Annotated in this window: 27 protein-coding genes; 9 read left to right on the forward strand and 18 right to left on the reverse strand. The window is 64.5% G+C overall.

Annotated elements, in window-relative coordinates:
• Positions 1–110: 110 nt before the first annotated feature.
• The 6 genes from J7S20_RS07100 to J7S20_RS07125 are packed head-to-tail and all read left to right on the forward strand — an operon-like array spanning position 111 to position 3,993.
• Positions 111–854 carry a hypothetical protein gene (locus J7S20_RS07100; RefSeq protein WP_284053552.1) on the forward strand — a complete coding sequence of 248 codons (744 nt, stop codon included), beginning with the start codon at positions 111–113 and terminating at the stop codon, positions 852–854.
• Between the two features lie 48 nt (positions 855–902).
• Positions 903–1,280: a fluoride efflux transporter CrcB gene (gene crcB / locus J7S20_RS07105; RefSeq protein ID WP_284053553.1), complete on the forward strand. Its 378-nt coding sequence runs from the start codon at positions 903–905 to the stop codon at positions 1,278–1,280.
• On the forward strand, positions 1,277–2,374 hold the full coding sequence (locus J7S20_RS07110) for an RluA family pseudouridine synthase (protein ID WP_284053554.1): 1,098 nt from the start codon (positions 1,277–1,279) through the stop codon (positions 2,372–2,374). Before crcB ends, J7S20_RS07110 begins: the two co-directional genes overlap by 4 nt.
• A gap of 46 nt (positions 2,375–2,420) precedes the next feature.
• Entirely contained in the window at positions 2,421–3,086 is a 666-nt protein-coding gene (locus tag J7S20_RS07115) for an HAD-IA family hydrolase (RefSeq protein WP_284053555.1), read from the forward strand.
• Positions 3,083–3,304 carry a hypothetical protein gene (locus J7S20_RS07120; protein ID WP_284053556.1) on the forward strand — a complete coding sequence of 74 codons (222 nt, stop codon included), beginning with the start codon at positions 3,083–3,085 and terminating at the stop codon, positions 3,302–3,304. Before J7S20_RS07115 ends, J7S20_RS07120 begins: the two co-directional genes overlap by 4 nt.
• Complete coding sequence (locus J7S20_RS07125; RefSeq protein WP_284053557.1) at positions 3,301–3,993, forward strand: ATP12 family chaperone protein; 693 nt, start codon at positions 3,301–3,303, stop codon at positions 3,991–3,993. Before J7S20_RS07120 ends, J7S20_RS07125 begins: the two co-directional genes overlap by 4 nt.
• Here the strand turns inward: J7S20_RS07125 and gmk are convergent.
• The 12 genes from gmk to ybgC form a co-directional block, all read right to left on the reverse strand.
• Positions 3,986–4,636: a guanylate kinase gene (gene gmk / locus J7S20_RS07130; protein ID WP_284053558.1), complete on the reverse strand. Its 651-nt coding sequence runs from the start codon at positions 4,634–4,636 to the stop codon at positions 3,986–3,988. The two genes, J7S20_RS07125 and gmk, sit on opposite strands and share 8 nt — an antisense overlap.
• Before the next feature lie 45 nt (positions 4,637–4,681).
• The gene (locus J7S20_RS07135; RefSeq protein ID WP_347709223.1) at positions 4,682–4,894 is read right to left on the reverse strand and encodes a hypothetical protein; all 213 of its coding nucleotides are present in this window, start codon (positions 4,892–4,894) and stop codon (positions 4,682–4,684) included.
• An 85-nt stretch (positions 4,895–4,979) separates the two neighbouring features.
• Positions 4,980–6,371: a class II fumarate hydratase gene (gene fumC / locus J7S20_RS07140; RefSeq protein WP_284053559.1), complete on the reverse strand. Its 1,392-nt coding sequence runs from the start codon at positions 6,369–6,371 to the stop codon at positions 4,980–4,982.
• Between the two features lie 85 nt (positions 6,372–6,456).
• Positions 6,457–6,729 carry a hypothetical protein gene (locus J7S20_RS07145; protein ID WP_284053560.1) on the reverse strand — a complete coding sequence of 91 codons (273 nt, stop codon included), beginning with the start codon at positions 6,727–6,729 and terminating at the stop codon, positions 6,457–6,459.
• 94 nt (positions 6,730–6,823) lie between these two features.
• Complete coding sequence (locus tag J7S20_RS07150; RefSeq protein WP_284053561.1) at positions 6,824–7,048, reverse strand: type II toxin-antitoxin system antitoxin; 225 nt, start codon at positions 7,046–7,048, stop codon at positions 6,824–6,826.
• Positions 7,049–7,057: 9 nt separating this feature from the next.
• The gene (locus tag J7S20_RS07155; protein ID WP_284053562.1) at positions 7,058–7,960 is read right to left on the reverse strand and encodes an SPFH domain-containing protein; all 903 of its coding nucleotides are present in this window, start codon (positions 7,958–7,960) and stop codon (positions 7,058–7,060) included.
• 139 nt (positions 7,961–8,099) lie between these two features.
• Complete coding sequence (gene pal, locus J7S20_RS07160; protein WP_284053563.1) at positions 8,100–8,621, reverse strand: peptidoglycan-associated lipoprotein Pal; 522 nt, start codon at positions 8,619–8,621, stop codon at positions 8,100–8,102.
• An 87-nt stretch (positions 8,622–8,708) separates the two neighbouring features.
• Entirely contained in the window at positions 8,709–10,016 is a 1,308-nt protein-coding gene (tolB, locus tag J7S20_RS07165; RefSeq protein WP_284054031.1) for a Tol-Pal system beta propeller repeat protein TolB, read from the reverse strand.
• Between the two features lie 47 nt (positions 10,017–10,063).
• The gene (locus J7S20_RS07170) at positions 10,064–10,930 is read right to left on the reverse strand and encodes a cell envelope integrity TolA family protein (protein ID WP_284053564.1); all 867 of its coding nucleotides are present in this window, start codon (positions 10,928–10,930) and stop codon (positions 10,064–10,066) included.
• Positions 10,931–10,943: 13 nt separating this feature from the next.
• A complete protein-coding gene (gene tolR, locus J7S20_RS07175) occupies positions 10,944–11,381 on the reverse strand; it encodes a protein TolR (RefSeq protein ID WP_284053565.1) in 438 nt (145 codons plus the stop codon).
• A 4-nt stretch (positions 11,382–11,385) separates the two neighbouring features.
• On the reverse strand, positions 11,386–12,078 hold the full coding sequence (gene tolQ / locus J7S20_RS07180) for a protein TolQ (RefSeq protein ID WP_284053566.1): 693 nt from the start codon (positions 12,076–12,078) through the stop codon (positions 11,386–11,388).
• A 6-nt stretch (positions 12,079–12,084) separates the two neighbouring features.
• On the reverse strand, positions 12,085–12,537 hold the full coding sequence (gene ybgC, locus J7S20_RS07185) for a tol-pal system-associated acyl-CoA thioesterase (RefSeq protein ID WP_284053567.1): 453 nt from the start codon (positions 12,535–12,537) through the stop codon (positions 12,085–12,087).
• Positions 12,538–12,694: 157 nt separating this feature from the next.
• Here ybgC and J7S20_RS07190 point away from each other — a divergent pair, with 157 nt between their 5' ends.
• Together J7S20_RS07190 and J7S20_RS07195 are read left to right on the forward strand one after the other, a co-directional pair.
• Entirely contained in the window at positions 12,695–13,435 is a 741-nt protein-coding gene (locus J7S20_RS07190; protein WP_284053568.1) for an ABC transporter ATP-binding protein, read from the forward strand.
• Positions 13,432–14,874 carry a putative ABC exporter domain-containing protein gene (locus tag J7S20_RS07195; RefSeq protein WP_284053569.1) on the forward strand — a complete coding sequence of 481 codons (1,443 nt, stop codon included), beginning with the start codon at positions 13,432–13,434 and terminating at the stop codon, positions 14,872–14,874. Before J7S20_RS07190 ends, J7S20_RS07195 begins: the two co-directional genes overlap by 4 nt.
• Here the strand turns inward: J7S20_RS07195 and ruvB are convergent, their stop codons facing one another.
• The 4 genes from ruvB to ruvA all read right to left on the reverse strand — a co-directional run bounded on the left by ruvB (position 14,875) and on the right by ruvA (position 19,674).
• Entirely contained in the window at positions 14,875–15,897 is a 1,023-nt protein-coding gene (gene ruvB, locus J7S20_RS07200) for a Holliday junction branch migration DNA helicase RuvB (RefSeq protein WP_284053570.1), read from the reverse strand. It lies immediately after the preceding gene.
• 43 nt (positions 15,898–15,940) lie between these two features.
• On the reverse strand, positions 15,941–18,406 hold the full coding sequence (locus tag J7S20_RS07205) for a glycosyl hydrolase 115 family protein (protein ID WP_284053571.1): 2,466 nt from the start codon (positions 18,404–18,406) through the stop codon (positions 15,941–15,943).
• A gap of 66 nt (positions 18,407–18,472) precedes the next feature.
• Complete coding sequence (locus tag J7S20_RS07210) at positions 18,473–19,036, reverse strand: DsrE family protein (protein ID WP_284053572.1); 564 nt, start codon at positions 19,034–19,036, stop codon at positions 18,473–18,475.
• 41 nt (positions 19,037–19,077) lie between these two features.
• On the reverse strand, positions 19,078–19,674 hold the full coding sequence (gene ruvA, locus J7S20_RS07215) for a Holliday junction branch migration protein RuvA (protein ID WP_284053573.1): 597 nt from the start codon (positions 19,672–19,674) through the stop codon (positions 19,078–19,080).
• Between the two features lie 258 nt (positions 19,675–19,932).
• Between ruvA and J7S20_RS07220 the strand changes: the two genes are divergently transcribed.
• Positions 19,933–20,229 carry a hypothetical protein gene (locus tag J7S20_RS07220; protein WP_284053574.1) on the forward strand — a complete coding sequence of 99 codons (297 nt, stop codon included), beginning with the start codon at positions 19,933–19,935 and terminating at the stop codon, positions 20,227–20,229.
• A 14-nt stretch (positions 20,230–20,243) separates the two neighbouring features.
• Here the strand turns inward: J7S20_RS07220 and ruvC are convergent, their stop codons facing one another.
• Positions 20,244–20,738, reverse strand: coding sequence for a crossover junction endodeoxyribonuclease RuvC (gene ruvC, locus J7S20_RS07225; protein ID WP_284054032.1), 495 nt, complete (start codon positions 20,736–20,738; stop codon positions 20,244–20,246).
• Positions 20,735–21,478 (reverse strand): YebC/PmpR family DNA-binding transcriptional regulator, encoded by a 744-nt coding sequence (locus J7S20_RS07230; RefSeq protein ID WP_284053575.1) that lies wholly within the window; start codon positions 21,476–21,478, stop codon positions 20,735–20,737. The genes ruvC and J7S20_RS07230 overlap by 4 nt, the downstream gene beginning before the upstream one ends.
• Positions 21,479–21,961 lie beyond the last annotated feature (483 nt).

Raw genomic sequence — 21,961 nt, forward strand, 5'->3', positions numbered from 1 at the left:
CTCCGCGTGATCGCATGATGGTTAATGTGAAATTTGCTTCTTAACCCTCTTTTACCATGGTCCTTTTATGCCGGTTCGCGGACAATGGCCCGCAAATGGGAGCATCGATCATGGTTGCGAAACGTCGCCTGGCGCTGGCCGCCTTCGTTCTGCCGCTGGCGCTTGCCGCGTGCAGCGGTTCGGATTCGAACAAGGATCTCGACAACCTCGACAATCAGCTTGTCGACAGCGCCAACGGCGCCGATCCCGCGGTTACGGGCGCGCTGAACGATCAGATCATGGTCGATCCCTCGCTTGCCGGGCAGCGCAACGGCGATGCCGCCCGCCCGCCGAGCCGCCCCTATTCGGGCGGTGTGCCGCAGGGCAGCGGCACGACCAAGCTCGATACCGCGAAGCTGATGCACACGCCGAAGCCGGTTGCTGCCGAAAAATGCAGCCAGTGCGAAGCCGCGAGCAAGTCGCTGACCGTGGGCGAACTCGCCCGGCGGCAAAAGCAGGGCAACCTTGGCGGCTGTGCCAAGAGCCTCAACTATTCTGCCGGCTGGGCCAACCGGTTGCCCAAGGACGTGCCACTGCTGCCCAATGCCCGTGTGACGGAAGCGGCGGGATCGACAGCGGGCAAATGCCGGCTTCGCGTGGTCAGCTTCTGGTCCGACCTGCCGATGCAGACCGTGCTGGACTGGTATTATACCAAGGTTGCGAACAGCGGCTTCACCGCCGAGCATCAGGTCGATGGCAAGGAACATATCCTGGGCGGTACGCGCGTCAGCGACGATGGCGCCTATGTGCTGTTCATGACCCCGCGCAAGGGCGGCGGCACCAGTGTCGACCTGGTGACCAACAACGGCACCTGACGCGGGCGAAGGTTCCCTTGCGCGCCGTCCTGCGCTAAGCGCGCGCGGATGTTCAATCTGCTTCTCGTCATGCTTGGCGGCGCGATCGGCGCCGGCGGCCGCCATCTGGTCGGCAAGGCAACGCTGCTGTGGTTCGGCCCCGGCTATCCCTGGGGCACGCTGTCGGCCAATATCATCGGCGGTTTCGTCATGGGGCTGCTCGCCGGAACGCTGGCACGTACATCGCTTGGCGGTGAAAATATCCGGCTGTTCATCGGCGTCGGGATGCTCGGCGGGTTCACCACCTTTTCCTCCTTTTCGCTCGATGCGATCAACATGCTCGAACGCGGCGACTGGATAACTGGCATCGGATATGTCCTCGTCTCGGTAATCGGATCGCTGCTGGCGCTGACGCTGGGGCTCGGCTTCGTGCGGGCGGTGGCATGACGAAGGTCGCGTCAGACGAGGTTCGCCAGTTCACCGTCGCGGCGGAGGATGACGGCATCCGGCTCGACCGCTGGTTCAAGCGGCACGTGCCCGACGCCTCGTTCAACATCGTTTCGCGCTGGGCGCGCACCGGCCAGCTTCGCCTCGACGGCGCGCGCGCCAAGCCGGGGGACCATATCAGCACCGGCCAGGTGATCCGCGTACCTCCGGCCGAGCCGCCCAAGGCGCCGAAAAAGAAACGCGAACGCGCGCCGCTGACGCCCGCGCAGGAAGAGTTCGCGCGCGAGCTCGTCATTCACCGCGACGATCAGGCGCTGGTGCTCAACAAGCCGCCCGGCCTCGCGACGCAGGGCGGCACCAAGACGACCGAGCATGTCGACGGGCTGCTCGACGCGCTGACGTTCGGGCTCGAAGGGCGTCCCAAGCTCGTCCACCGCCTCGACAAGGACACGTCGGGCGTCCTGCTCGTCGCGCGCACGGCGCGCGCGGCGGCTTATTTTTCGAAGCATTTCTCGGGCCGCAGCGCCAAGAAAATCTATTGGGCGCTGGTCGTCGGCATGCCCGAGATCGACGACGGCATCATCGACCTGCCGCTTTCCAAGCAACCCGGCACGGGCGGCGAAAAGATGCATGTCGACGAAGAAGATGGGCAGCCCGCGCGCACCCGCTACCGCGTCATCGAACGTGCGGGCAACAAGGCGGCGTGGGTCGAGCTGCAGCCCTTTACCGGCCGCACGCACCAGCTCCGCGTTCACCTTGCCGCCATCGGCCACCCGATCGTCGGCGACGGCAAATATGGCGGGCAGGAAGCGTTCCTGACGGGTGGTGTCAGCCGCAAGATGCACCTTCACGCACGGCGCCTGCGAATCGGTCATCCCGATGGCGGCAAGATCGACGTGACCGCGGCACTGCCCGCGCATTTCGCCGAAAGCATGGGTATGCTCGGCTTCGACGAGGCGGTCGGCGACGCCCTGCCGATCGACGACAGCCCTCCCCCGGCCACACGCGCCGAAAAGAAGCAGAAGGCCAAGGCGCACGCCAAGGCGGTACGCAAGGAACGCCGCGGCGAACGGCGCGGCCGCAGGGGCGGCTGATGAAAGCTGCGTGCACGATCGCGACCGCGTTTGCGACAAGGGCATCATGACCGCCAACCGCCTTGCGATATTCGACTGCGACGGAACGCTCGTCGACAGTCAGGCGAATATCTGTATCGCCATGGAAGAAGCCTTTGCCGCACACCGGCTCGATCCGCCCGAACGCGAGGCGATCCGCCGAATTGTCGGGCTAAGCCTCGTTGAAGCGGCAGCGCAGTTGCTTTCCGAGGCCGAGAAAGACTTTCATCGCGTCCTGGCCGAGACGTATCGCGAGCAGTTCATCAGGATGCGCGCCACCGGTACGATGCTCGCCGAGCCGCTGTACGACGGTATCGCCGACACGCTCGTCGCGCTCGACGAGGCGGGATGGCTGCTCGGCGTCGCAACGGGCAAGTCCGATCGCGGGCTGTCGATCATTCTTGGACATCACGGGCTCGATCATCACTTCGTCACCTTGCAGACCGCCGACCGGCACCCGTCAAAGCCGCATCCGGCGATGCTCGAAGCCGCGATCGCCGAAGCGGGCGCCTCGCCCGAAACGACGGTCATGATCGGCGACACGACGTTCGACATGATGATGGCGGGGAGCGCGGATGCCTATCCGCTCGGCGTCGCATGGGGCTATCACAGCGCGGAAGAGCTGTCGGAGGCAGGGGCGCGCCATGTCGCGGCACATGCCAGCGGCATCGCACCGCATCTGGAAAGGCTATGACCGAAGAACATAAACAGGCGCGCAACCGCTATTTCGCGATGACGGCAACGCGGATCGCAGGATCGGTCGGCGCGGTATTCGGTGTCGTGCTGCTCGCGCGGGCGCAGGATACGGTCACCCGCGTGCTGGGCGTCGCGATCGTGCTCGCAGCGCTCTACATGATCGCGACCGTGCCGCGCGCGCTGGCGCGCAAATGGCGCACGCCGCCCGCCGAATGAAACGCTTCTGGAAAGAGGTCGCCGTCAGGCCGGAAGCGGGCGGGCATGGAATCGCGCTCGACGGCCGCCCGGTGCGGACGCCCGGCAGAACTCCGCTCGCCGTACCCTCGCCCGCGCTTGCGGACGCGATCGCCGAGGAATGGCGCGCCGTGGACGAAAGCATCGATCCGCGCGCGATGCCGCTGACCGGACTGGCAAACGCCGCTATCGACCGGGTTGCGCCAGATCCGGCGGGCTTTGCAGCGGGTCTGGCGCAATATGGCGAGAGCGACCTGCTCTATTACCGCGCAGACGGACCGACCGAGCTGGTCGCGCGCCAGGCCGCCGCATGGGACCCGGTGCTCGACTGGGCGCGTCAGCGCTACGATATTCATTTCGAACTGGCGACGGGCGTCATCCATGTTGCCCAGCCCGAGGCCACCACGCGGCGGCTGGCCGAAGCGGTCGCCTCCTGCGACGCCTTCTCGCTCGCGCCGCTATCGCCGATCGTGTCGATCACCGGATCGCTGATATTGCCGCTGGCGCTAACCGAAGGCGCCGCCACGCCCGATCAGGTCTGGACGGCGGCGCATATCGACGAGGACTGGCAGGCCGAACAATGGGGCGAGGACGCGCTCGCCAAGGCCGCCACCAACGCTCGCCGCGCCGAGTTCGACGCAGCGGCCCGCTTTCTGCAACTGGTTACTTAATCAGGCCGCGGATAAAGCCGATCAGCCCGGTCTGACGCGACCGCTTGAGCCGCTCGGCGGCAAGTATCGTTTTCACCGAGCGGAAGCACTCTTCGACATCGTCGTTGACCAGCACATAGTCATAGGCGTCCCAATGGCTGACCTCGCGCTCGGCACGCGCCATGCGACCCTCGATGATTTCCGGGCTGTCCGTCGCGCGGCGTTCGAGCCGTTGACGGAGTTCGGCCATCGACGGCGGAAGGATGAACACACGCACGACATCGCCGCCGGCAAGCTGGTAAAGCTGCTGCGCGCCCTGCCAGTCGATATCGAACAGGATGTCCTCACCCTCGCTCAGCGTGTGGAAGACATCAGCCTTGGGCGTGCCGTAGCGGTGGTCGAAGACATGCGCCCATTCGAGAAATTCGTGGTTCGACGCCATTTCGCGAAAACGATCGACATCGACGAAATGATAATCCCGGCCATCGACTTCGCCCGGCCGCGGAGCGCGGGTCGTGTACGACACCGACATGGACAGTTTGGGCTCGTCGGCAAGCAGCTTTCTGGCGATCGTCGATTTGCCCGCGCCCGATGGCGAGGAAAGGACGAACAGCACGCCGCGGCGCCTGAAACCGTGCGGATCGGACTCGATGGGATTGGCCATGCCCGCTAGTGGCGCGGGCGGCACCGTTCCGTCAAGCGTCGGAAGTCAGTCTTCTGCGCCCGTAATGCGATCGCCGAGCTCGCCCAGCCCTTTCAGGACCAGCCAGCCGGTCGCATAGGTAATCGCGATCGGCACGGCGACCTTCAGCACATTGGCGGTTACCGCACCGATGATCGCACCGTCGGCTGCGCTGTCGTCGCCGCTCATGCTGTCGATCGCGCCGCCGACCAAGGCACCAAGAGTCGTTGCACCCACCATGTTTCTCCTTCGCTTGCCGCGACACAGCGCGCGAAGGAGAATGTGGTTCCGCCATCACAATGTTTGCGACCGGAAAGACAGACAGTTACCGGCCGACCATCGTCTCCGGCTTTACCACGCGGTCGAAGGTTTCCTCGTCGACCAATCCGAGCTGCAGCCCCGATTCCTTGAGCGTCAGCCCCTTTTCATGCGCGTTCTTCGCGATCTTGGCGGCATTGTCGTACCCGATTTCGGGCGCGAGTGCCGTCACCAGCATCAGCGACCGGTCGACCAGTTCCTTGATGCGGTCCTCATTGGCCTTCATGTCGTCGACGCAGCGCTCGGCAAAGCTTTCCATGCCCGTCGCCATCAGGTCGATCGAGCGCATGATGTTGGCGCCAATCAGCGGCTTGAACACGTTGAGCTCCATCTGGCCCTGCATGCCGCCGACGGTGACCGCCTGATTGTTGCCGATCACCTGCGCCGAGACCATCGTCAGCATCTCGCACTGCGTCGGGTTGACCTTGCCGGGCATGATCGAGCTACCGGGCTCGTTCGCCGGCAGTTCGAGCTCGCCGAGACCCGAACGTGGCCCCGAACCGAGCAGGCGAATGTCGTTCGCGATCTTGGTGAGCGCGACCGCAAGCGTGTTGAGCGCGCCCGACAGGAACACGAGCCCGTCCTTGGCGGCCAGCAGTTCGAACTTGTTGGGGCCGGTCACGAAGTCGAGCCCGGTAATCCCGGCAATCTCGGCAGCCACGTCCTCGGCATAATTATCCGGCGTGTTGAGGCCGGTGCCGACCGCCGTTCCGCCCAGCGCGATCTTCAGGATATTGCCCTTGATGGCGCCTTCGAAGCGCATCCGGCAGCTATGGAGCTGCGCGGCATAGCCCGAAAATTCCTGGCCCAGCGTCAGCGGCGTCGCATCCTGCAAATGGGTGCGGCCGATCTTGACGATACCGTCCCAGTCCTTCGCCTTTTTCTCCAGCGCGCCGGTCAGCCGCTCGAGCGCGGGATAGAGCTTGTTCGTCGCCGCACGCGCCGCCGCGACGTGGAGCGCGGTCGGAAAGCTGTCGTTGGACGACTGGCTCATATTAACGTGATCGTTGGGATGGACCGGAGACTTGCCACCCTTCTTGCCGGTCAGCATCTCGTTGGCGCGGCCCGCAATCACTTCGTTGACGTTCATGTTCGTCTGCGTGCCCGAACCCGTCTGCCAGATGACGAGCGGGAACTGGTCGTCGAGCTTGCCGTCGATGACTTCCTGCGCGGCCTTGTCGATGGCATCGGCAATTTCACCGTCGAGCCCATGCTTGCGATTCACCCGCGCCGCCGCCTGTTTGACGATCGCCTGAGCGTGGACGATGTCGATCGGCATCCGTTCCTGCGAACCGAACGGGAAATTCTGGATCGAACGCTGTGTCTGCGCGCCCCAATAGGCGTCGGCGGGAACTTCGATCGGTCCGATCGAATCGGTTTCGGTACGGGTATCGGTCACGGTGCCTCCATTCGCGCGCCCCGGGCGGGGCAATGCTGTCTTGCGGCACCAGATAGCAAAGACGCCGCCCGCAACAAGGGCGATGCTATTTCTTGAAGCCCCAGCGCCAGTGCCAGCCGCCATCGGTCTTCCGCGCGGCAATGACCATGAAACCGATCGTCAGCGGCACGCCGACGGCCAGTTTGGCGGCGATACCCGGCAGCAGCCGCACACAGGCGAACAGCAGCGCGACATAGATGATGGTGGCGAGCCAGCCTTGCCATGTCACCGGCACCGCGCCCATCCCGAAGCGCTTCGGCGCAAACCAGTACCCGTCGCGCACGCGGTACGATTTCTCGATCCTGTCCTTGATCGTCATGACAGCAACACCCCCAGTCCGGCGACGAGCGTCATCACAGAAACGGCGATCAGCCAGGGAAGATGCTTACGCGGGGCAATCAGGGCCATGAACATCATGCTTCTCCTTCCGGCGCTTTCGCCTCGTCCTTGGGCGGGCGTCCACGCTTGCGTTTAACCGGCGGCTCCAGCTTTACCCCGCGGCGCGAAAGCGCCTCGCGCAGCAGGCATTCGACCTGCGCGTTGACGCTGCGCAGGTCGCCCGCCGCCGACCGCTCGATCGCCGCGTAAAGCGCGGGATCGAGACGAAGGGGAAACGCCTTTTTCGGGGGTGCCGCCAAAATTGCTTCCTATTGGTAGAGCGATCCCGAATTGACCACCGGCTGCGTATCGCGTTCGGAACACAGCACGACCATCAGGTTCGAAACCATCGCCGCACGGCGTTCGTCATCGAGTTCGACGACATTCTTCTCCGAAAGCTGCGCGAGCGCCATTTCGACCATGCCGACCGCGCCCTCGACAAGCTTCGACCGCGCCGCGACGACTGCCGAGGCCTGCTGCCGACGCAGCATCGCCTGGGCAATCTCCTGCGCATAGGCAAGGTGCGTCAATCGGCATTCGTCGATATGGATTCCCGCCACCGCCACACGGTCCTGCAATTCGGCGCGCAGCTCGTCGCTGATCTGCATGGGATCGCTGCGAAGCGTTTTTTCCTCCGGGTCGAAATCGTCATAGGGGTAGCGCGACCCGATCACGCGCACCGCGCTTTCGATCTGGATGTTCACGAACTGCTTGTAATCATCGACATCGAACAGCGCTTGCGCCGTATCCGACACGCGCCATACCACGTTCGACGCGATCTCGATCGGATTGCCGCGCAGGTCGTTCACCTTCAGCCGCTCCGACGTGATATTGTGGACGCGTACCGAAATCTTTGTCTTCACCATCCATGGCCAGGTCCAGCGCAGCCCGGTGGTGCGGTCGGTACCGCGATAATCGCCGAACAGCAGGATCGCCGCCGCCTGATTGGGCTGCAACAGATAGAATCCGATCGCGATGAAGACGAAGCCGATACTGCCCACGGCAAGGCACGCAACGCCCAGAAACGGGGCGCTGGCAACCTGCGTCGCACCGAAAATTCCAAGAGCAAGGAACACCAGCAAGAGCGCCAGCATGCCGTAACCGTTCATCGTCGCCGCCGACCGTTCGCTGGTCGCGCGAAGAGCATGCGGGTGCGCAATCGAATCAACCATCACCACCTCCTTAAATATGATATCACTTTTATATCATAGTCGGAGGGTGCGCAATCGAAATCGGAAATCCGAAAACGAAATGCGCCGCCGGAGGCCTGACAAGCACTCCGGCGGCGCAGTGGTCGGTTATTCGGAAAGATCAGCCGAGCACAACAGTCACGGCACGGCGATTCTGCGCCCATGCCTCCGGGTTCGATCCCAGCGCGATCGGACGTTCCTTGCCATAGCTGATCGTGTTGACGCGCGATGCGGCGACACCGCGGGCGATCAGATAGTTGGCGGCCGCATTCGCGCGGCGTTCGCCCAGTGCGAGGTTATATTCGCGCGTGCCACGCTCGTCGCAATGCCCTTCGACCGTGATGCGGACATTGGGATATTTCTGCAGCCACTGCGCCTGGCTGTCGAGGATCGAGCGCGCCTGCGGGTCGATGTCGTATTTGTCGGTGTCGAAGTGAACGGTGTCGCTGACGACCGACTGTTTGAAATCTTCGGCCGATCCGGGCTGAACGCCGGTATTCTGACCGTAATTGTCGGCCGGCGCGGTCGTCGTCGGCGCGGTCTCGGCGGGGGCCGGCGGCAGGACTTCAGGCCGTTTCTTCGCGCACCCGGCGGTGGCGGCAAGGGCAGCGGCAACAATCAACTTGCTCGTCAATCTGGCCATGGTCTTCTCCTGTCTTGTCGTCGTTACGGCTCCGCCACCAGCGGCGGAGGTTGGGGGAAAAACGCGTGATACGGTGCTAACAATGCTTCACGGGCGCAAAGGTCCCCAATTGGGGTCAGACCCGCCGAGCGGCGTCGGAATACGGCGTTCGTTCACACCGGTAAGATCGACCGACCAGATTTCGGCAGGCCCCGACCCGCGCGTGTTGCGGAAGAATACGAGCACGCGACCATTTGGCGCCCAGCTCGGCCCTTCGTCGCCCCAGCTTTCGGTAAGGATTTTCTCGCCGCCGCCGCTCGGACTCATGATGCCGATGCGGAAATCGCCGGTGATCTTGGTAAAGGCGATCAGGTCGCCGCGCGGACTCCAGACCGGCGTCGCGTACCGACCGTTGCCGAAGCTGATGCGATGCTGGTTCGACCCGTCAGCGTTCATCACATAGATCTGCTGCGAACCCGAACGGTCGCTTTCGAACACGATCTGCGAACCGTCGGGCGAATAGCTGCCGCCGGTGTCGATGCCGGGAGAGGTGGTCAGCCGCTGCGGAGACCCGCCGCTCGCCGGGATGCGGTAGATGTCGGTGTTGCCCCCTTGCGCCATCGAAAAGATCACATATCGCCCGTCGGGTGAGAAATGCGGCGCGAAAGCAAGGCTGGCGCCCGACACGAGGCGTTGCGAACGGCCCGAGGAAAGGTCGTAGGTATAGATTGTCGGCCGATCGTTCTCGTAGCTCATATAAACGATCTTCTGCTGGTTCGGCGCAAAGCGCGGCGTCAGCACGATCGTCTGGCCGTTGGTCAGGAAGCGGTGGTTGGCACCGTCCTGATCCATGATCGCCAGCCGCTTGATGCGGTGATCCTTCGGCCCCGTTTCGGAGACATAGACGATGCGGCTGTCGAAATACGGCCCCTCGCCCGTCAGGCGCGAATAGACGGTGTCGGCGCATTTATGCGCGGCGCGGCGCCAGTCGCGCGGTCCGACGACGAAGCCCTGGCGCGTCAGTTCTGTCCGCGCGAAGACGTCATAAAGATAACAGCCGACGGTCAGCGTCCCGTCGCCATTGGCGCGCACGAACCCCTGAACCAGCGCCTGCGCGCCGGTCCCGCCCCAATAGCCGAAATCGGGCGAAGTAACCTGGGGAAACGACACCGGCTGGAGCATGCTCGACGACAGCGGGCGGAACAGCCCCGAATTCTTCAGGTCGTTGCGAACGACTTCGGCCAACTGGCGACCGAGTTCGGTGGTCGAGCCGGCCGCGGTCTGCGCAGGTGCAGCCGCCGGCATGTCGGGAATGGCGATCGGCATCGGCGCCGAAATACCGCCGGTCACATCGACCTCGACCTGCGCCGAGGCGGGCGCCGCCGACAGCAATGCGGCAACGGGCGCCAGCGCCATTGCGATCCTGGTGAGTAGCTTCGGCATCTCGTCCTCCGGCTTCGCCCTTATCCGGGCAACTTGTAGTTCAGGATGATATCTTCCCAGCCGCCTTCATAATATTCATCGGGCAGGCGGTAGGGAGCGCAAGCGATAAATGCGCTCATCGCCAGTTCGGCCACGCGCCTGGCATAGCGCTGGTTCTCGCCATTGACACCTGACTGTCCACGCAATTGCGGCCGCGCCGCAAGCGATCCGTCGCGGTTCATCTGGATTCTAAGCTTCGTCGTGATCGCGTTGGCGCCGGGTCCGGGAATGGGTACGCGGTTCGCACAGGGCTGGACCTGACGGCGGATGGCATCGGACAGGTTGGCGACAACCGCATCGCCGATTGTTTCGGCGCGCGGTGTCTCGGCCTTGCCCTTCCCGCTGTCGGTGATGCCCTTCAGGAAATCATCGCCGAGCCGCGATCCGCGCGGCTTCTTGCTCTCCGACCTGGCGTCGGAGCCCTGCGATTTGGCGGGAGCCTTCGTTTCGCTGCGCTTTCCGGTTTCGTGCTTGGCCGGCGCCTTGGTCTTTTCGGGCTTTTTCGGTGCGGCTTTCTCGGGTGCGGGCTTGTTCGTCTCGGCCGGTTTCGAAGCGGTTTCGGGCTGCGGCTTGGGCGGCGTCGGCGTCAGGTCGGCGCTGGCGTCGAGCGAGGGCGGTGGAGCATCGGTAGGCGCACCGATGTCGGGCGCGAGCGAGGGCGCCGGTGCTTCCAGCACATTCGGCGAGGTCGAATGCAGCGACACTTCATCGACCAGCGACACGTCGATCGGTTTGGATTGCAGGCTGATCGGATTGGGCGTGGCAAGGAAGCCGACCGACAACAGGCCGAACAGCACGACATGCCCGGCAGCGGCGACGCCAAGTCCGATCTTTTCAGCGCGCGTCATGCCCGGCGTTCCGTCACTTGCGTCCCTGGCTGCTCGACACCATCGCCACGCGGTTCAACCCGGCGCGGTTGAGTTCGCCCATCACCCCCATGACACGCCCGTAATCGAGCGAGCGGTCGGCGCGCAGATAGACCTGCGGCGGCTCGCCCCCCTCGGCGGCGGCGGCGCGCTTTTCGAGCATTTGCGGCAGTGCGCCCTCATCGACCTGCTCGTCATCGACATAGATGCTGCCATTGGCGTCGAGCGAAATCTGGAGCGGCTTCTGGCTCTGGTCGAGCGGCTTGGCACGGCTGTCGGGCAGGTTGACCGGCACGCCAGAGGTCAGGAGCGGCGCGGTCACCATGAAGATAATGAGCAGCACCAGCATGACATCGACGAGCGGCGTCACGTTGATTTCTGCCATCGGCGCGCGCCTGCCCTTGCCACGGCCCGAAGGGAGGTTCATCGCCACAGGCTCAGGCCCCGCCTTCCAGCTGACGGCTGAGCGTGGTGTGGAAACCGTCGGCAAAGCGGTTCAGGCGCGCCTCGGTGCGATTGATGGCGTGGCTGAAGCGGTTATAGGCGATGACCGCGGGGATCGCCGCGAACAGGCCGATGGCGGTCGCGAACAGCGCTTCGGCAATGCCCGGCGCAACGACCGCGAGCGAGGAGTTCTGTTCGCCGGCAATCGCGGTAAAGCTGCGCATGATGCCCCATACCGTCCCGAACAGGCCGACGAACGGCGCGACCGATCCTACCGTTGCCAGAATATTCAGCCGGTCCGACAGCCGGTCGATTTCCGACGCGACGGCAGCGCCCATGCTGGTTGCCAGCCGCTCTCGCGTGCCTTCGCGGTCGACGGTGCGGTTCTTGGTCGAGCGCCGCCATTCGGCCACGCCTGCGGAGAACACGCGCGCGACCGCGATGTCGCTGTCTCCGCGCATCCGGTGGAACGCATCCATATCGTCGGCACGTTCATATTCACGTTCGAAACGGCGGGTCGCCTTGCGCATGTTCGCCAGGCGATAGGAAAAGCTGATGATGATCGCCCAAGTCCAGATACTGGCGAGCAGCAGCCCGAGCATCACGAACTTCACCACCCAGTCGGCCTGAAGAAACAGCGCCACGGGTGACATGGTGGCTGCGTCCATATTGACGGCGAGATCCATCGAAATTCAGTTCCCTTTCCATATCAACGGTTCATACGCCCTCACCCATTCCGCCGGCTGGCGGCGCGGCCGCCCGGTCGGTGCGACGAAGGCCGCCTCGACATCGGCTTCGACGAGTATCGCATGCGAGCGCATGACTGTCTGATGAATATCAACTGCCGCCGCGCGAACCCTGCACAGCCGTGAAACAACCACCAAAGCGTCGTCGAGTTTCGCCGGCGCAACGAATTTCATGTCCATTCGCCGGACGGCATAAGCTCCCTCGCCCGCCTCGAACGCGGCGCGCTGATCGACCCCGGCAAGGCGCAGCATGTCCGAGCGCGCCCGTTCCATGTAGCGAAGATAGTTGGCGTGATAGACGATGCCCGACAGGTCGGTATCCTCGAAATAGATGCGCACCGGAAAGCGATGCTCCACTCCGTCGAAACGGCCCTCGGCTGGCTGGTCGGCGTCTGACATCCGACAAGGCGTTAGCGAAGGTCGCCCGGCGAAGAAAGACGGTTCACCGTGCGAAGCGAACCGTTTGACCACGCAACGGGCCTACGCTCGGCCCACGATTGGTGAAAACCGGTTTTTTTCTGGACCCGCGTCGCGCACGCGATAGTCTGAACGCCACATGACTGATTCCGCCCTGCGCATCGCCAACGTGTCGAAATCCTTCGACAAACCCGTCATCCGCAATCTCGATGTCGATATCGCATCGGGCCAGCTCTATGCCCTGCTCGGCCCCAACGGCGCTGGCAAGACAACGACGCTGCGCATGGTCGTCGGGCTGACGCCGATGGATAGCGGACATATCTCCATTTACGGCATCGACACGCGCCGCGATCCGCTGGGCGCGAAGGCGATCACCGCCTGGCTGCCCGACGAGCCGATGCTGTACGACAAGCTGACGCCGTCGGAATATCTCGCCTTCGTCGCCGGGCTGTGGAAAATTCCGCCGGCAGAGGCCGCGCAAGAGGCCGAGCGCCTGTTGCGCTGGCTGGAGCTGTGGGAAGTTAGGGACACGCGCTGCGAGGGCTTTTCGCGCGGTATGAAGCAGAAGGTCGCGCTCGCCGGCGCGCTGATTCACAAGCCGCGCCTGCTGATCCTCGACGAACCGCTGACCGGTCTTGATGCCGCGATGGCACGGTCGGTCAAGGATGCGCTGCGTGCGCAGGTCGATGCCGGCGCGACGGTGATCGTCACCACGCATATTCTGGAGGTCGCCGAGCGGCTTGCCGATCGCATCGGCATCATCGCCGACGGCAAGCTGCATGCCGAGGGCACGCTCGCCGAGCTGCGCGCAATGGCGGGTTCGGACGACATGACGCTGGAAGACGCATTCATCCGCCTGACCAGTCCGATGCCGGCATGATGGGCTGGGCAATGCGCCGCTTTCCCCCCGGATCTTTCGGGTGGTTGCTGTTCCACGAAATTCGCATGGGCATTCGCCAGCGCGCACGGAATTCGCGGACGCGCGTGATCGGCTATATCCTGCTCGCCGCCTTTGTCGTGTTCGGCGTGATGATCGGATACGGCCTTCGCAACACCCCCATTCCGGTGTCGTCGGCGATGGTCGTCGGCGCGCTGACGGCCGTCATCCTGTCGCTGAGTTTCATGACGACGCAGGCGATGCTCGGCGCGCAGCGCACGCTCTACGAAAGCGGCGACCTCGACCTGTTGCTATCCGCCCCGGTTCCGACGCGCTCGGTGCTGCTTGCCAAGCTGTGCGGCATCGCCGGTACGATCGTCCTGTCCTTCGCGGCGCTGACGCTGCCCTTCGCGATCCCGATCGCACTGTTCAACCATCCCGGCATGTTCGGCGTAGTCGCGGTACTCGTTTCATGCGCTCTGCTCGCGGCATGCGTCGGGCTGGGGCTGACGCTGGTCCTTGCGCGGATCGCAGGGCCGCGCGCCGCACGAACAGTGGGCCAGATCACCGCCGGCCTGCTGGGCGGTGCGGTGTTTCTCGTTTCGCAAATTCTGAACACCAGCGACCACCGCGAATCGCGCGTCGCGGTGATCTTCCACCGCCTCGCGAACAGCGGCGTCACGCAAAGCTGGTGGGGCGGCCTTCCGGGGCGCGCGGCGTTCGGCGACCCGGTCGCGATCCTCGTGATGCTGGGCAGCGCCGTCGCGATATTCGTCGTCACCGGCATCCTGTTCCAGCGCTGGTTCGTCAGCGGCGTGCAGGATGCGGGGCAGCATCTGTCGCGCAGCAAGGCATCGAAGCGCGGCATAGAGCGACATTTTCGCCCGTCGCTGTTCGGCACGGTCTTCCGCAAGGAGATGCAGTTGCTCGTTCGCGATCCGCAAATCGCGTTCCAGGTCGTGCTACGGCTCGTCTATCTTGGGCCGTTGCTGTTCATCGGCCTGCGGTCGAGCCAGCATATTCCCATCGGGCCGTCCCTCGCCTTCATCAGCGTCGCGATCGCCGGTCAGCTCGTCGGCAGCTTCACCTGGCTCGCCGTGCAGGCAGAAGATACGCCCGACCTCATTACGGTGGCGCCGGTCGAAAAATCGGCAATCGACCGGACCAAGCTGCTGTCCGCCATGGCGCTTGCGGCCCCGATCGCGGTGATCCTGCCAATCGCCATCGTGACCCAATCCGTGCTCGGCGCGCTCGTGACGATCCTGTTCACCGCGCTGGGTGGCGGCGCGGCCGGGTTCATCGAACTGAAGCTCGGCAAACCCACCGAGCGCAAACGCCTCAACCGACGTCAGCATGGGTCGATCGTCACGCGGCTCGTGACGCTGCTGGTAACCGGCATTCTGGGCCTGATTACCGGCGGGATCGTCTATTTTCTGCCCTAGCTAGTCGAACAGCCCGTCCTGCGTATCGCGCGGTGGCGCGATACCGAGATGCTTCCATGCCGGGCCGTTGAGGCAGCGACCGCGCGCGGTGCGCGCGACGAGGCCGACCTGGATCAGATACGGCTCGATCACTTCCTCGATCGTGTCGCGCGGCTCGGACAGACCGGCCGCAAGCGTCTCCACCCCGACGGGGCCGCCGCGATAGATGTCGGCGATCATCGTCAGATAGCGCCGGTCCATCGCGTCGAGGCCGAGCGCATCGACCTCCAGCCGGTTGAGCGCGGCATCGGCGACCTTCGCGCCGACCGTCTCTTCGCCGGCGACATTGGCGAAGTCGCGCACGCGGCGCAGCAGCCGCCCGGCGATGCGCGGCGTCCCGCGCGAACGCTTGGCGATCTCCGCCGCGCCGTCGGGTGCGACGTGAAGGTCAAGCAGCTTGGCAGCGCGCGTCACCACTTTCTGCAATTCGTCGACCGAATAGAAGTTGAGCCGCACCGGAATGCCGAAACGGTCACGCAGCGGCGTCGTCAGCAGGCCCTGCCGCGTCGTCGCGCCGACCAGCGTGAACCGGGGCAGGTCGATGCGCACCGAGCGCGCCGACGGCCCCTCGCCGATCATCAGGTCGAGCGCGCGGTCCTCCATCGCCGGATAGAGCACTTCCTCGACCGCGGGCGCGAGCCGGTGGATCTCGTCGACGAAGAGGACGTCGCCTTCCTCTAGATTGGTGAGGAGCGCGGCGAGGTCGCCCGACTTGGCGATGACCGGGCCCGAGGTCGCCCGGAATCCGACACCGAGTTCGCGCGCGATGATCTGCGCGAGCGTCGTCTTGCCCAATCCCGGCGGGCCGAAGAACAGGACGTGGTCGAGCGCCTCGCCCCGCCCCTTCGCGGCATCGATGAACACGCGGAGATTTTCACGCGCGCCCTTCTGCCCGACAAATTCGTCGAGCGTCTTGGGGCGGAGCGCCGCATCGACATCCTCGGGCTTGCGCTGGCTGGTCAGGATGCGGTCGGCGTCGGTCATGAAATGTTCCGTAGCCGGGCAAGCGCCGCGCTGTCGAGAGCACTCAGCGCCGGATGCTCACCTTCTCGAACACGACCTGCGGATCGACGAGCCAGATATGCACCATATGCTTGCCCGCGCGGGCGAGGTCGAACCGCGTTTCAGCGAAGCGCGCATTGTCGGCGACCGCGCGTCCCCAGCTTGCCTCGTCCTCGCCATCGAGAAGGTTGACGATGCGCGGCGCGCCTCCGTCGATCGACACCGCATAGCGGTGCTCGCCCCGCCCGCGCACGTCGAGGCCGGGCGCGGTCCTGACGCGGACCGTCACCGGACCTGCGCTGTCGACGCTGAAATCATGGCTGATCGACGGCGTGTCGCCGCCGGGATGCTCGATCGCATTGCCCGTCACCGGCGATGCGATCACCGCCGCACCTTCCCAATCGAATTTCGGGATGGTCCGCCAGGTGAAGCCATGTCCCGAGCGCATGTCACCGCTCACCGGCAGGAACGAAGCGACAACGTCGCTGCCCGATTTCGGATTCGCCGCCGCTTTGGAATCTTCGGGCGTCCACAGATCGGGCATGATGTCCTGGCTGGGGTCGTTCCAGCTCGTATAGCCGATATGCGTCTGCGCCATCATGCCGGTCCATTTCCCGTCGGCGATCCGGTCTTCATAGACATGGCGAATCGCCTTGTCTTCGGCGAACGCCTTGCGCGCCTCTTCGGCATAGCGCTTCGCCGCGGCCGCATCGCCGTCGCGCGCCGCCCGATGGTTTCGCGCGACCGCGTAGTAAAGCCGGTGGAGATTTGCCATCGCCGCGATCCGGTGCAGGACCAGCTCGTAATAGGCGTCGTGCATATCAGCAGGCAGCGCCGCCTCTGCCTTGCGCGCACGCGCTTCCAGATCGTTCCAGTCCTTCACCACGCTCGCCCATTCGGACAGGCCATAGGTCGATGCATCGATCAGTTCGGGCTTGCGGCGCGATGCGAGCGCACCGTAGCGCGCGATCAGGGCGCCGATCTGCTGCGCATGGTCCGGTCCGAACTGCTGCGCCGCCCAGCGATCGGGATAGCGCTCCATCGCGCCCGGCGTCATCGCATCGGGATTCCATGCCATGTCGAGGAAGAAGCTGATCGGATATTCCATCGGCTTCAGGTCGCCGACATTGACGATCCACAGCCGGTCGGCGCCGTAGGCATGCGCCATTTCCATCTGCTGCCACACGCGCGTGATCGCGTTGGTATCGATCCATTTGTAATTGCGCGGGCCGCCGACATAATCGAAGTGATAATAGACACCGTAGCCGCCGGGCCGCGTCTTGCCCGGTTCGGGCAGACGGCGGATATTGCCCCAATTATCGTCGGAAAACAGCAGCGTGACGTCGTCGGGGACGCGCATCCCCTGGTCGTAATAATCCTGCACTTCCTTGTAGAGCGCCCAAACCTGCGGCGTGTCGGCGGCAGGCTTTCCGGTCGTATCGGCGATGATTGCGCGCTGGTCGCCAACGATGCGTTCGAGCAGCTTGGTCGCGGTGCCCTGCGTCATCGGCTTGTCGCCGTCGCCGCGCATCCCGACGGTGACGAGCGTTTCGTTGCCGTCGCGCCGTTCCATTCCCTTGCGCCAGAATTCGTTCAGACGCCTGGCGTTTGTCGTATAATCCCACGGACCCGATCCATAGCGCGCCCATTCGATCTGCGAGCGGCCCATCGGTTCGTGATGCGAGGTGCCGAGCACCACGCCATATTCGTTGGCGAGCGGCGCCGACAGCGGATCGTCGTCCCATAGCGACTTGCCCCACATCGCCGGCCACAGAAAATTGCCCTTCAGGCGCAGGATCAGCGGGTAGAGCTTTTGATAGAATTTGTGGTTGAAGCCGCCGAAATGCGACCGCACCCAGGTGCCGAGCGCCGGTTCTTCATCGTTCAAAAAGATGCCGCGATATTTCACCGTCGGATGATCGGCAACGCGGCCGGGCGTCAGCCACAGCGCGTCGTGGTGCCTGGGCGGAACATCGGCCCACCAGTTCCACGGGCTGACGCCGATCTTGGCCGAAATATCGTACACGCCGTAGATCGTACCGCGCCGGTCCGATCCGGCGATCACCAGCGCGCGGTCGATGCCGGGCGCGGGGCTGTCGACGACCTGTTCGACATAGCCCTCCCACTGGCCCTTCAGCCCCGACAGGTCGAGCTTGCCCGAACGCGCCAGCCGGTCGAGCCACGCGCTCCTGCCGATCGTGCCGACCATCACCGCGCTCGCCGCCTTGTTGGGCAGATAGGTCGCGGAAACCGGCTGTGCCCCACCGACCGAGGCGATGTCGCCGCGCAGGTCGGATACGGCGTGCAGGACGCCGCGATCCTCACCGGCCGACACCATCACGGTAACGGGCGCATCCCCGCCAACCAGTTGGAGCGCACCCGTGCTCTCGTCCTCACACGCGCTGACCGGTGTATCGCAGGCCCGCGCCACCACCGGCGCCAGCAACAGCAACGCAGCGGCAACCGGCCGCCAAAGCCACGATCTACCCATCGAACCCGCTCTCCAAAACCTCGCTTATCCAACCATGGTAGCGATACCAGTGGGCTCGGGGCAAGCTCAGAAGGGGTTGAGTGTATATCCTTCCTGCTGGAGCAAAGCGTCGGCGGTCATCGCGGACAGCGCCATCTTCACGCCGGGCAAGAGATCGGCCTTGGTGATTTCCATCGCGGTCGCGCTCTGCCCGCAAATGAAGATTCGCACGCCGTGCGCGATCAATTGCGCGACCGCATCGGCGCTCGCATTCGTCTTTCCATCGTGATGCGCGGCGTAGAATTTTGCGTTGGTCAGATCCATTCCCGCCGGGCCGTGCAGCACGACGGCGATATGGATATTTTCTTCCGGCACGCCGGCTTCGACCTGCAGGTTGATGAACCGCGCCGCACTTTCGAGCGTGCGGTTGAGCTTGCCGGGATCGGTGGCCTGGTGGCTGTCGAACAAGACCTTGAATACCGTGTCCTTCGGCACCGGCATGTCGGGATCGACGGTCGCGATCTTGCCGAAATCCTTGAATACCGGTCCGGGGTGGAATGCCGACATCTGCGCCGCCGCTGGCGTCGCCACTGTAACCAGAGCGGCGCACGCCAGAAGCGCCATCCTGCGAATAGGCCGTTTCACCGTCATTTTCGTTTCTCCCGTCAAATCGCCGCCCATAACCGATGCCGTCACTTCGCCGCCTTGCGGAGCGCGAGCCGGACGAGCGCATCGAGCGAGGCTCCGGCGCCGATTTCGTCTTCGGCCGCGCGGACCGCCGCTTGCGCTTCGGCCGGTTTGAAGCCGAGGTTGAGCATCGCCGACACGGCATCGGCCGACGCACCGGCAACAGGCACAGCGCCGCCCGCCGCGTCGCCGAAGCTTGCCGCGCCGACCTTGTCCTTCAGCTCGTTGACGATGCGCTGGGCAAGTTTGGGTCCGACCCCGTTGGCGCGCGCGACCATCGCCTTGTCGCCCCCGGCGACCGCGCGGTGGAGTTCATCGGGCGCGAGCACCGACAGGATCGCGAGCGCAACGCGTGCGCCGACGCCCTGCACGCTGGTGAGCAGGCGAAACCAGTCGCGCTCTTCGGCGGTGGCAAAACCCATCAGGCGCATCGAATCCTCGGACACCAGCATTTCGGTGTGCACGGTGACGAACTCGCCCACCGCACCGAGCGCATCGAGCGTGCGCGCCGAGGCGCCGACCAGATACCCGACACCGGAGACGTCGATGACGGCATGGTCGATGCCGGTCGATTCGAGCCGCCCCTTCAGATGCGCGATCACGGACGCACCCTCGCGAAAGTTAGCGAAGTTAGCGGCACGTCCCCCCTTATTTCCCCTTCCCCGATGGAGAGCGGATGGCGAGGCGTGCGCAAGCGAATGGAAGCGGAACGGATCATCACACCCGGCACATAAGCGGAACGGGGGAGCGTAGGAAAGGCAAAAGCGGAGCCAAGCTCGCTCGGCTCGCCAGGCTCAGCCGCCGCTTGCCAGATGCACGACTGCGTGAAATTATCGGCATGCCGACGCGAAAGGAACGACATGATGACCGTTCAGGCAACGAAGCACGTACCCCGCTGGCCGGTCTGGCGCATCGCATCATGGTCAGCGGTCGCCATGATATTGCTGCTGCCGCTGGTCGCGATGCAGTTCACCCGCGAGGTCGATTGGACACCGCTGGACTTCGTGGCGGCTGCGGTCCTGCTCGGTGGCGGCGTGCTGGCGCTGGAACGCGTGATGAGAATCGTGCGAAGGCCGCGAATGCGCGCAATCGCGGCACTGGCGATCCTCGGCACGGTGGCACTGCTCTGGGCGCAGGGCGCGGTCGGTATCGTCTAGCCCTTCCGACCTAATCAGGAGATCCGAGCGCGCAGTCCGGCGTTCGCCAGATGATGCGCGTGGCAGATCGCCACCGCCAGCGCGTCGGCCGCGTCGGCGCCGACGATCTTCGCGCCCGGCAACAGGTGCTGGATCATGGCATGGACCTGACGCTTGTCAGCGCCGCCGACGCCCACCACCGACTTCTTGACCAGCCGCGCGGCATATTCGCCGACGTCGATCCCGCCACGCGCCGCCGCCGCCAGCACGACCCCGCGGGCCTGACCGAGTTTGAGCGTCGATTGCGGGTTCGAATTGACGAACACTTCCTCGACCGCCGCAGCATCGGGCGCGTGGTCGACGACCAGTGCCGCGACCATCGCGTCGAGATGCGCAAGCCGGCGCGGCAGCGGCGCCTTGGTATCGGTCTTCAGATGCCCGTTGCCGAGATGCGACAGCCGGTTGCCCTCGGCGCGGATCAGCCCCCAGCCGGTCGTGCCGAGCCCGGGGTCGAGACCGAGGATGATCAGCCGAGCTTCTCCATGACCTCGTCGGAGACGTCGTAATTGCCCCAGACGGTCTGGACGTCGTCGTCGTCGTCGAGCGCGTCGATCAGCTTGAACAGCGTCTGGGCGTCGCCTTCATCGACCTCGACCATGACGTGCGGGCGCCAGGCGAGCTTGACGCTCTCGGCCTCTCCGAGCGACTTTTCGAGCTGCGCCGCGACCTCGTGGAGCTGGTCCTGCTCGGTCCAGATCTCGTGTCCGTCCTCGCTCGACGCGATGTCGTCGGCACCGGCCTCGAGCGCGGCCTCGAGCACCTTTTCCTCGCCGCCGACGCTCGCCGGGTAGGTGATGAGGCCGAGCCGGTCGAAGCCGTGGCTGACCGAACCGGCGGTGCCCATGTTGCCGCCATTCTTGGTGATCGCGGTGCGGACATTGGTCGCGGTGCGGTTGCGGTTGTCGGTCAGCGCTTCGACGATCAGCGACACGCCGCCGGGGCCGAAGCCTTCGTAGCGGATTTCCTCATAGGCGTCGGTATCGCCGCCTGTCGCCTTGTCGATCGCGCGCTGGATATTGTCCTTGGGCATCGACTGCGCCTTGGCCGCGTTGACGGCGGCGCGCAGGCGCGGGTTCATGTCCGGATCGGGCATGCCCATCTTTGCCGCGACGGTGATTTCGCGGCTGAGCTTGGAAAACATCGCCGAGCGCTTCTTATCCTGCGCGCCCTTGCGGTGCATGATGTTCTTGAATTTGGAATGGCCTGCCATGACGCCTTCGTGAATCAACCAACTGTGAAGCGGTGCTCTAGACCCATCATATCGCTCTGCTCAAGCGCTGCATGCAGCTATGCGACTATCGCGCTATTCACAGGCGCACCAGACAGGCAAGCCGGGAAGCAGTGTTGCGACGCGGTCAACGGGTATGACAGCCAGCGACGAAAGCGACCAAAAAATGACAAGCGGCCAGCGCCAGCGGGTTCGCCAGTTCAACAATAGTCCGGAGAGGAAGAATCGCAGAATAAAAACGACGAGAGGCCCGCCCACGAAAGCGACAAGCTCATACCAAGGGTGTGGGCCGTATACAGGGTGTCCCTGTGCTGCGAGATAAAGCGGCCAACCGGCCAAACTTCCCCATAGTGGATTTATTAGCCCGGTGAACGGATAAAACCCAAGGATCGTCGGGCCCAGCACTAGCCATGCTCTGACCAAGTTCCGACGCGAATCAAGCCAATTTTCGGAACCCGCAGCGGC

Origin of the sequence: Stakelama marina (assembly GCF_018122655.1) — a bacterium.
GTDB lineage: Bacteria > Pseudomonadota > Alphaproteobacteria > Sphingomonadales > Sphingomonadaceae > Sphingomonas > Sphingomonas marina.